The 8,099-nt window shown below is 62.5% G+C and carries 11 protein-coding genes; 2 read left to right on the forward strand and 9 right to left on the reverse strand.

Annotation, left to right across the window (positions count from 1 at the left end; translation table 11 throughout):
• Nucleotides 1-16: 16 nt before the first annotated feature.
• The 5 genes from KBT70_RS03990 to KBT70_RS04010 all read right to left on the reverse strand — a co-directional run bounded on the left by KBT70_RS03990 (nt 17) and on the right by KBT70_RS04010 (nt 1,829).
• Complete coding sequence (locus tag KBT70_RS03990; RefSeq protein WP_296629075.1) at nt 17-349, reverse strand: VanZ family protein; 333 nt, start codon at nt 347-349, stop codon at nt 17-19.
• A 43-nt stretch (nt 350-392) separates the two neighbouring features.
• Nucleotides 393-656 carry a zf-TFIIB domain-containing protein gene (locus KBT70_RS03995; RefSeq protein ID WP_296629076.1) on the reverse strand — a complete coding sequence of 88 codons (264 nt, stop codon included), beginning with the start codon at nt 654-656 and terminating at the stop codon, nt 393-395.
• A gap of 82 nt (nt 657-738) precedes the next feature.
• The gene (locus tag KBT70_RS04000) at nt 739-1,146 is read right to left on the reverse strand and encodes a universal stress protein (RefSeq protein ID WP_296629077.1); all 408 of its coding nucleotides are present in this window, start codon (nt 1,144-1,146) and stop codon (nt 739-741) included.
• Between the two features lie 78 nt (nt 1,147-1,224).
• Nucleotides 1,225-1,512 carry a DUF5665 domain-containing protein gene (locus tag KBT70_RS04005; protein ID WP_296629079.1) on the reverse strand — a complete coding sequence of 96 codons (288 nt, stop codon included), beginning with the start codon at nt 1,510-1,512 and terminating at the stop codon, nt 1,225-1,227.
• Nucleotides 1,509-1,829, reverse strand: a complete 321-nt coding sequence (locus tag KBT70_RS04010; RefSeq protein ID WP_296629081.1) for an antibiotic biosynthesis monooxygenase family protein — start codon at nt 1,827-1,829, stop codon at nt 1,509-1,511. Before KBT70_RS04010 ends, KBT70_RS04005 begins: the two co-directional genes overlap by 4 nt.
• A gap of 113 nt (nt 1,830-1,942) precedes the next feature.
• On the opposite strand from KBT70_RS04010, the gene KBT70_RS04015 reads away from it, so the two are divergent.
• Entirely contained in the window at nt 1,943-2,602 is a 660-nt protein-coding gene (locus KBT70_RS04015) for a hypothetical protein (protein ID WP_296629083.1), read from the forward strand.
• Nucleotides 2,603-2,629: 27 nt separating this feature from the next.
• Here the strand turns inward: KBT70_RS04015 and KBT70_RS04020 are convergent, their stop codons facing one another.
• From KBT70_RS04020 to fabD, 4 genes are all read right to left on the reverse strand, one after another.
• Nucleotides 2,630-4,918, reverse strand: coding sequence for a glycosyl hydrolase family 28-related protein (locus KBT70_RS04020; RefSeq protein WP_296629085.1), 2,289 nt, complete (start codon nt 4,916-4,918; stop codon nt 2,630-2,632).
• 236 nt (nt 4,919-5,154) lie between these two features.
• Complete coding sequence (locus tag KBT70_RS04025) at nt 5,155-5,388, reverse strand: acyl carrier protein (protein WP_008282321.1); 234 nt, start codon at nt 5,386-5,388, stop codon at nt 5,155-5,157.
• A gap of 230 nt (nt 5,389-5,618) precedes the next feature.
• A complete protein-coding gene (fabG, locus tag KBT70_RS04030; RefSeq protein WP_296629087.1) occupies nt 5,619-6,356 on the reverse strand; it encodes a 3-oxoacyl-[acyl-carrier-protein] reductase in 738 nt (245 codons plus the stop codon).
• A gap of 33 nt (nt 6,357-6,389) precedes the next feature.
• Complete coding sequence (gene fabD / locus KBT70_RS04035; protein WP_296629089.1) at nt 6,390-7,337, reverse strand: ACP S-malonyltransferase; 948 nt, start codon at nt 7,335-7,337, stop codon at nt 6,390-6,392.
• Nucleotides 7,338-7,531: 194 nt separating this feature from the next.
• Here fabD and KBT70_RS04040 point away from each other — a divergent pair.
• The coding region (locus tag KBT70_RS04040; RefSeq protein ID WP_296629092.1) for a cytochrome b/b6 domain-containing protein at nt 7,532-8,099 on the forward strand (568 nt) is incomplete at its 3' end.

Raw genomic sequence — 8,099 nt, forward strand, 5'->3', positions numbered from 1 at the left:
TCGCAGCATGCACCACTTAGTGGTTGATGCGCAGTATCTTGCGAAAAAACAACCCAAGCGAAACTCCAAGGGCCGCACCCAGCCCGTCAGCCACGAGGTCCGCCCACTCGGCGCCCCGCCCGACATAGGGCTGCACAATCTCGATCAACCCACCATAGGCAAGGGCCATGATCCAGATCAGTTGCCAGAGGTGCGGCGCGCGCAGGCTCATGGGCATCACCAAGAGCGCAAAGGCCACCAGATGCGCGAGCTTGTCCAACCCCAATAGTGGAGAGGTGCCACCGCTCGAGGGCATCAATGTGGTCATCGCGATAGCGAGCGCCAAAATGAGGGTAAGACGTGGGGCCATGCCCGCCCTTATCCCCGCCGTTCGCACGCTTCAAGCCGCTCTGTCAGAAGTCGAACAGATCCTCTAGAAATCCGCCGCGCTTCTTGCGCGGTTTTTGACCGTGGTGGTCGTGGTCGCGCCCATCATACCCCGAGGTTGCCCTGGGTGCGGCAGTCTGCGCGACGGCGGGCGCTGCGGCAGAGCGGTCAATGATCTTGTCCAACTCGCCCCGGTCAAGCCAGACACCCCGGCATTGCGGGCAATAGTCGATCTCGACCCCGGAGCGTTCTGCCAGAACCAGTTGTGTGCCATCAATCGGGCATTGCATGGGCGCTCTCCTCTTTATGCGTCCATTCGCATGTGGGGTCGCATCGCGAGCGGTGCAACCCAAAGCCCGTAAACAAGGCCGCTCAGCGGATCACATGCACCGCGCAAGAGGCGTGGCGCACCACCTTGGCCGCGGTTGAGCCCAGCAAGAGATCCTGCATGCCGGGCCGGTGGCTGGCGATCACGATACAGTCGGGTTTGTGGGCCTCGGCCCAATCAAGGATGGTGCGGCCTGAATGTCCCTCGACCACATGCGCCGACGCCTTGGGCAGGGTGGCGGCGATGTCGGCCAATTGGGCCTCGGTCGCCCGGCGCGCCTCGTTCACATAGCCCTGAGGCAAATATGACATCGCATAGCTTGGCACCTGCTCGATCACATGCAAGAGGCTGATCCGCCCTCCCTCGCCCGCCAAGAGTCGCGCCACCCGCAGCGCCGCGTTCAGATCGCGGTCCTGCTCAAATGATACCGGAACCAGAATATGTGCGTACATGGCCCATCCTTTCCTGCTGCCTGCACCCATGATGGCGCGGCGCTGGTCAGATCACCATGATCCAGATCAGGTGCTGGTTCAGTTCTGAATCGCGCGCACCTGTGCGGCGATCTGCGCCGCCCAATCCCCGATGATGGGCAGAAACTCGATCTGGCTGAGCGCCCAGATCATCACGGACAAGAGCACCGTCGCCCCCAATACCGTCCCAAGCCCGGCAGCAAGGCCACGCGCCAGATTGAACGCCAACATACGCGGGAATGAGTTATGAACACGGATGAAGCGATGCGCGTTCAGCCGCTCCAATTCGCGGCGCAGCGCCGCCACTTCGCGCGTCAACTCGTCCGACGGTCGGTTATCCTCACTCATCCGAAGGTCGCGACCACGTCATACATCACCGGCTCGAACCCCTTGCAGAGCGCGCTGATCTCACGGTTACGGGCGCGCATGACATCAGAGCGCAGCATCGCCTGAAAATCCTCCCGCGCCCGCCATTGCGAGTAATTGGCGATGCGGGTCTGAGCGTCGTTGACATGCAGTCCCGCCGCAATGAACCCCGGCTGACGCGAGATGAAATCACGGTAGGCGTCGGTCAGCAGGTCCATCAGATCCTGACAGGTGCCGGGCGTCACCTCGAAGGTGGTGATCACGGTCTGGTGATCGGTCGTGGCGGTGATATGGGGCATGGCAGACCTCCTTTTCCTGAGCGAGCGTAACACGCAGCCCCGATGCGGTAAATTCCCGCCCGATCTTAACCCGCGCTTTACCCTTTTTAACGAGGGTTAACGCGGAGGTAACGATGCTGCGACGCCTGATCCTTGCATTGGTGGTCCTGCCGTGGCTGGTGGGTGCGGCTTCGGCGGGCGCTTGGCCACGCGGCAAGGGCCAGACGTTTCTGGCGACGACAGGCCAGGTTGATGCGCCGGATGAAACCGGGATCGCGCGGCAGAGTTTCACGCTCTATGCGGAATACGGCGCGACCGAGCGATTGACGCTGGGGCTTGATCTGGGGGGCGATGCGTTGCGCATGACCAAGGCCATCGCCTTTGCCCGTTGGCCCATCGGACGGGATGCCGGGAGCCTGAAGATCGCGGTGGAAATCGGCCTTGGCGAGGTCTCCGAGCAAAGCGCGGTTCGCCCAGGCCTGTCGCTGGGGCGTGGTCTCACGCTCTGGGGGCGGCAGGGCTGGGCAGCGTTTGACGGGCGGGCGGTGGTTTCTGACGGCGGAGAGGTGACGCTGGAGAGTGACGTGACACTCGGCCTCAATCTTGGCGCGCGCGGCAAGGTGCTGGCACAGATACAGACCGGACGCCCGGCAGGCGGGCGGACCTACGCGCGCTTCGCCCCCTCCTATATCCATGAAACCAAACCCAACGCACATCTGGAGTTCGGGGTGATCCTGCCCTTGTCGGGCGGAGGGGAACGGGGGGTTAAGCTGGGTCTCTGGCGATCGTTCTGACGCGCCACCAGAGACCCCGCGCAGGTATTACAGCGGATCGTCGATCCGAACCCGAAGCACCACCGACCCCAGAACCGGGCTCGGCCAACGCAGATTGATCCGGTCGCGGTCCGGGCCTTGCTGCGCCTCGAAATAGGGGGTTGCGTGGACAACCGCATTGGCGGCGTTGCGCAGCGGGCCAGCGGGCATTACCGTTTCGACCGTTTGTGCCCAGGCCCCGAACGGCAAGCGCGGTGCGGGCGTGACCACCCAAGTTGCGCTCGCGCTTTCTTCGGTGTGCTGCATGACCAGCGGATTGGCGACAGGGATCTCGATGTTGTGAAAACTGTTATCGGCAAAGGTGACATTGCGCACCCGGTCATAGTTGAGATCGGCAAAGCTGGTATCGACCGATTCAACCCGTGTGATGGTGCCGATGGCCCGGAACGTGTTGCCGGTCACGTTCACCCCGTCGAGAAAATGCCCGGCGCCATGCGGTTTGACCACGATATAGGTGAACCACGGCGCCATATTGCCCGCGAGAAAGACATTGTCAGTGATGCTGAGCGCACTAAAGGAAAATTCGCTGGCAAAACCGGGCTCGGGATCATGTTCATTCACCCATTCAATGTAGCAATTGTCGATGTAATTGCCGCTGATGCTGCCGCGATTGTTGATCCGGGTCAGCACAAACCCCGCAACGCGCGCCCCACCCTGCGAGCTGTCGCCCTGAAAGACGTGATTGCCGGAAATCAGCGAACTGCTGCCCGCGAGCACGGCGAAATGCCGGAATAGAACGCTGCGATTGTCGCGGATCTTGAGATCGTTGGCATTCGCGTTGAACGCGATGCTGCGCCGCTCGGTCGACAGAAGCGGTCCTTCGTCAGAGATGAACTGACAGCGGTCGATCATCATGCCCTGATCGCCCTCGCCATGGCTGGTGATGCCGCGATCCTTGGGGCGGGTGAAAAAGCAGTCGCGGAAATGGTTGGCCGAGCCCTGCGGCGGCAAGAGCACCCCGCTGCAATCGCCGGTGCATTGGAAATCCACCTCGGAAAAGACCATGCGGGAGATATCGCCAAAGCCACTGAAATCCAGCAGGTACTTGAACCGTCGAAAGGTAAAGACCTGCGTGCCCGCCGCATCAAAGAGCGGCTGGCTGATGTCGAGCCGCTGGGCAGCCACGTTTCGGGCGGTCACATACACCTCGCGACCGACGCCATTGCCCTCGATCAGCGCGCCCACGGGGATATTGGCCACGTTGACCACATTGGTCAGACGGCGGGGGTCGGCAATGTCATAGCTGGCCTGTGAGGTCACGACCTCGGTTGTCCAGACCGGGCCGCCCAGAATTGTGAACTGGCCATTCTGGATGACATGGCGCTGGTTATAGGTGGTGCGATTGCCCACCGCCGCCGCCATATCAACCGGCGCGCGCAATACGACCTTGCGCCCGGCGAGATCCAGCGTCACGTGATCGGAATTGTTCAATAGCGCCTGATAGGCCTTTTTGAAGGCCAGTTCGCTATCGCCGAACGCATCAATATAGGCGGGCAGATCGTAATTTTTGGTCAGTGCAAGGATCGCCGCATCCGGCATCACGAGCGTGCCTTCGAACCTGATCCGATTCTGGATCGCGGTGCTCTGGCCCAGAAAATACTGGCCTGCAGGCACGATGATCTCGCGGCCCTCTGCGGCGGTGTCGGCAGCCTCAAACGCGGCGTGATCATCTGTCACCCCATCGCCAAGTGCGCCATAGTCGCGCACATCAACCGTGCTGATGACATCGCGCAGGAAAAAGCGGCTCACATCCTCGATGGTAAGGTCATCAATGCGCACCACGCCCCCACTCGGCCCGGTCAGATCAAGCCCGAAATGGCCAAAGATCGCCGCCCGCCCCCAAGGCATGTCCACGCCCGCGCGGGTGCCCGTGCCGACGATGGCCGTCACCTCGACCACAGCGCCATAGGTGGTCAGCGCCACCGAAGGCCCGGTCACGGTGACACCGGGCAGCGCCACGCCCCCTGCCCCGCCCGCAAAGGCCGCGATGCGAACACTTGGCAGATTGCCGGCAATCGCCTTGATCCGCGCACGGATTTGCAGGTAGCAGCCCGGCAGGATCGGCGTTTCGCCCATGTAGCGCAGGCGCTGGACACTTTCCGTCTTTTGCAACTCCAGCGCGCCTCCGAAATCCTGATCGGCGGGCACAAAGGCCGCATCAGCCGCGTTGGCATAGGTGTCAGAGCCCGGTCGCCCGTCGCCCCGCGACCATTGGTCCAGACCGTTAGCGAAGGGTTGCGGCATGAAAACGATGCCGTCGGTGATTGCCTTGTTCATGGATATCCCTTTCCTGTTGCCGCGCCGCATGCGTGCTGCCCGTGGCCAAAGCGATGGGCCAGAGCGATGGGGAAGGGATGTATCAACGGACCGTTAACGGCGTGTCATGGCACCGTCACGGTGCCCGCAAAGGGCGGCAAGCCGATGTGTCTCACGCGATTGTGAAAACACTTATGGGGCAAACGCAAAGAGCCCTGCCAAATGGCAGGGCTCTTGAGTGGCGCATGCGCGCGAAATCAGGACGCTTCGGTGATGAACTTGACCGCGTCGCCAAAGGTCTGGATCGTATCCGCCGCATCATCGGGGATCTCAATGCCGAACTCTTCTTCGAATGCCATGACCAGCTCGACCGTGTCGAGGCTGTCCGCGCCGAGATCGTCAATGAAAGAGGCTTTGTCGACGACCTTGTCCTCTTCGACGCCCAGGTGCTCCACAACGATCTTCTTAACGCGGTCTGCGATATCGCTCATGTCTTGTTCCTCGTTTTGTCTTGGGCTGTTTTGCCCGTTGTCTGCCCCCGCCCAGCCCGGGAAGTGGCGATGATTTTGCCCCAGTGGGCGGTTCTCGACTACCTGAATACACAGGCCACCGGGAGAATCCGCATGTCCCTCCGGCTGATCTCGGTGGCCTATAGCATATGCGCGAGCAATGGCAAATGCTTTCACTCAGGCCAGATGGACCAGAAGGATCAAGCGCCGGTTCAGTACATCGACATGCCGCCATTCACATGCAGCGTGGCCCCGGTGACATAGCCCGCCTCGGGGCTGGCAAGATAGAGCACGGCGGCAGCGATTTCCTCGGATGTGCCCATGCGGGCCATCGGGATCTGGACATTGAGAGCGGCCTTCTGCTCGTCATTCAGCTTGTCGGTCATCGGCGTGGCGATAAAGCCCGGCGCTACCACATTGGCGGTGATGCCCCGGCTGGCGACCTCTGCGGCGATGGATTTGGTCATGCCCACCAGTCCCGCCTTGGCAGCGGCGTAATTGGCCTGACCGGGATTGCCGCTCGATCCCACGATCGAGCCGATATTGATGATCCGGCCCCATCGCGCCTTCATCATCGGGCGCACGGCCCCTCGGCAGAGACGCATCGCCGAGGTCAGGTTGACATCGAGCACATCGTGCCAATCCTTGTCGGACATCCGCATGAAGAGCTGGTCACGGGTGATCCCTGCGTTGTTGACGAGAATGTCGAGCCCGCCCATGGCGGCGATCGCGTCCTTGGTCAGGGCCTCGACCGCCTCGGGATCACCAAGGTTGCAGGGCAGCACATGCGCGCGGCTACCCAGTTCCGCCGCCAAGGCGTCAAGCGGTTCGACCCGCGTGCCGCTCAGCCCGACGGTCGCGCCCGCGCCATGCAGCGCCCGCGCGATCGACGCACCGATACCGCCCGATGCGCCGGTCACAAGTGCGGATTTCCCTGTCAGATCAAACATTTTCCGTCCTTTCCTGGTCTACGATACGCCGGATCAGTTCGCGGCGAGACTGGCCGCCGCGGCTGTGATCTCGTCCGGCGACCCCATCGCACGGCAGGTGATGTCGCGCGCGATGCGGCGCACCATGCCCGAGAGGGCCTTGCCTGCGCCGATCTCCCAGATTTCGGTCACGCCTTGTGCTTCCATGTATTGCACCGACTCGCGCCAACGGACAGAGCCCGTCACCTGCTCGACCAAGAGCGCGCGGATCTCTGCCGGGTCGGTCACGGCCTGCGCACGCACATTGGCCACCAGCGGCACCACAGGCGCGTGGATCGTGACCTCCGAGAGGGCCTGTACCATCACGTCGGCGGCAGGTGCCATCAGGGCACAGTGAAAGGGCGCGCTTACCGGCAAAAGCATGGCGCGCTTGGCACCCCGCGCCTTGGCCAATTCCACAGCGCGCTCAACAGCGCCCTTGTGGCCCGACACCACCACTTGTGCCGGATCATTGTCATTGGCGGCCTGACAGACCTCGCCCTCTGCGGCCTCTTGCGCCACGGCGCGGACAGTCTCGAAATCGAGGCCCAAAAGTGCGGCCATCGCGCCCACACCCACCGGCACCGCCTGTTGCATCGCTTGCCCCCGGATGCGCAAGAGCCGCGCGGTATCCGCCACGCTGATCGCCCCCGCCGCCGCAAGAGCCGAATACTCGCCCAAGGAATGTCCCGCCACATGGCTTGCAACCTGTGCCAAATCCACCCCTTCGGCCTCGAGCGCGCGCAAGGCGGCCAGCGAGGTGGCCATCAGTGCCGGTTGCGCATTCTCGGTGAGGGTCAGTGTCTCTTGCGCGCCTTCCCAGATCAACGCCGAGAGCTTTTGCCCCAAGGCCTCGTCCACCTCGTCGAAAATCGCGCGTGCCGCCGGATAGGCGGCGGCGAGGTCTGCGCCCATGCCGATCACCTGCGCGCCCTGCCCCGGAAATACGAATGCTCGGCTCATGCCCTGCCCCTCCCTTGAAAAGTGCCCTCCGATACATCGCCGCGCCGCCCAAGGCAACGCATTTGCCCGGTTTCACATCAGTTTGCGCCATGTTCACGCCGTCGCGCAAAGACGCAGAGGTGCTGTGCACGGGCTGTCATTGCGCCCATGCAATATGCCGCTAGAGTATACCTGCAACCATGAGGACATTCGCGATGCCACGCACCAATTCAGCCACCAGTTTTGGCAGTATCGCCAAGAGCTTTCACTGGCTCACCGCGCTCTTGATCCTGTCGAACCTGCCGCTTGGCTGGTATGCAACCGACGTCGCCGAAGCGGTTGCAGCAGAGCCAACAGAGGCGCTGATTTCTCAGGCCACCTTCCTGTTTTCCTTGCACAAAACGTTAGGGGTGGCGATTTTCTTCGTGGCGCTCGCACGTATCCTCTGGGCCCTGTCCCAACCCAAGCCCGGATTGCTCAACGGGGATCGCGGGATCGAGGCCTGGGCGGCAGAGACGGCACATTGGTTGCTTTATGGCTCGTTGGTGCTGGTGCCCCTCTCGGGCTGGGTGCATCACGCCGCAACCTCTGGTTTCGCGCCAATCTGGTGGCCCTTGGGGCAGAGCCTGCCGCTGGTGCCCAAATCGGAAGCTCTCTCTGATTTGGCGGCGACCCTGCACTTTCTTTTTGTGCTGGTGCTGGCGGGCACGATTGCCGCGCATGTGGGCGGCGCGCTCAAGCATCATCTGCTGGATGGCGATGCCACGCTGCGCCGCATGCTGC

The sequence above is a fragment of the Roseovarius sp. genome (genome assembly GCF_018066915.1).
Classification (GTDB): domain Bacteria; phylum Pseudomonadota; class Alphaproteobacteria; order Rhodobacterales; family Rhodobacteraceae; genus Roseovarius.

What these genes read in the sequence shown, in the direction of transcription:
- KBT70_RS03990 (WP_296629075.1), bottom strand. Translation starts at nt 349, where the DNA reads ATGGCCCCACGTCTTACCCTCATTTTGGCGCTCGCTATCGCGATGACC.
- KBT70_RS03995 (WP_296629076.1), bottom strand. Translation starts at nt 656, where the DNA reads ATGCAATGCCCGATTGATGGCACACAACTGGTTCTGGCAGAACGCTCC.
- KBT70_RS04000 (WP_296629077.1), bottom strand. Translation starts at nt 1,146, where the DNA reads ATGTACGCACATATTCTGGTTCCGGTATCATTTGAGCAGGACCGCGAT.
- KBT70_RS04005 (WP_296629079.1), bottom strand. Translation starts at nt 1,512, where the DNA reads ATGAGTGAGGATAACCGACCGTCGGACGAGTTGACGCGCGAAGTGGCG.
- KBT70_RS04010 (WP_296629081.1), bottom strand. Translation starts at nt 1,829, where the DNA reads ATGCCCCATATCACCGCCACGACCGATCACCAGACCGTGATCACCACC.
- KBT70_RS04015 (WP_296629083.1), top strand. Translation starts at nt 1,943, where the DNA reads ATGCTGCGACGCCTGATCCTTGCATTGGTGGTCCTGCCGTGGCTGGTG.
- KBT70_RS04020 (WP_296629085.1), bottom strand. Translation starts at nt 4,918, where the DNA reads ATGAACAAGGCAATCACCGACGGCATCGTTTTCATGCCGCAACCCTTC.
- KBT70_RS04025 (WP_008282321.1), bottom strand. Translation starts at nt 5,388, where the DNA reads ATGAGCGATATCGCAGACCGCGTTAAGAAGATCGTTGTGGAGCACCTG.
- fabG (WP_296629087.1), bottom strand. Translation starts at nt 6,356, where the DNA reads ATGTTTGATCTGACAGGGAAATCCGCACTTGTGACCGGCGCATCGGGC.
- fabD (WP_296629089.1), bottom strand. Translation starts at nt 7,337, where the DNA reads ATGAGCCGAGCATTCGTATTTCCGGGGCAGGGCGCGCAGGTGATCGGC.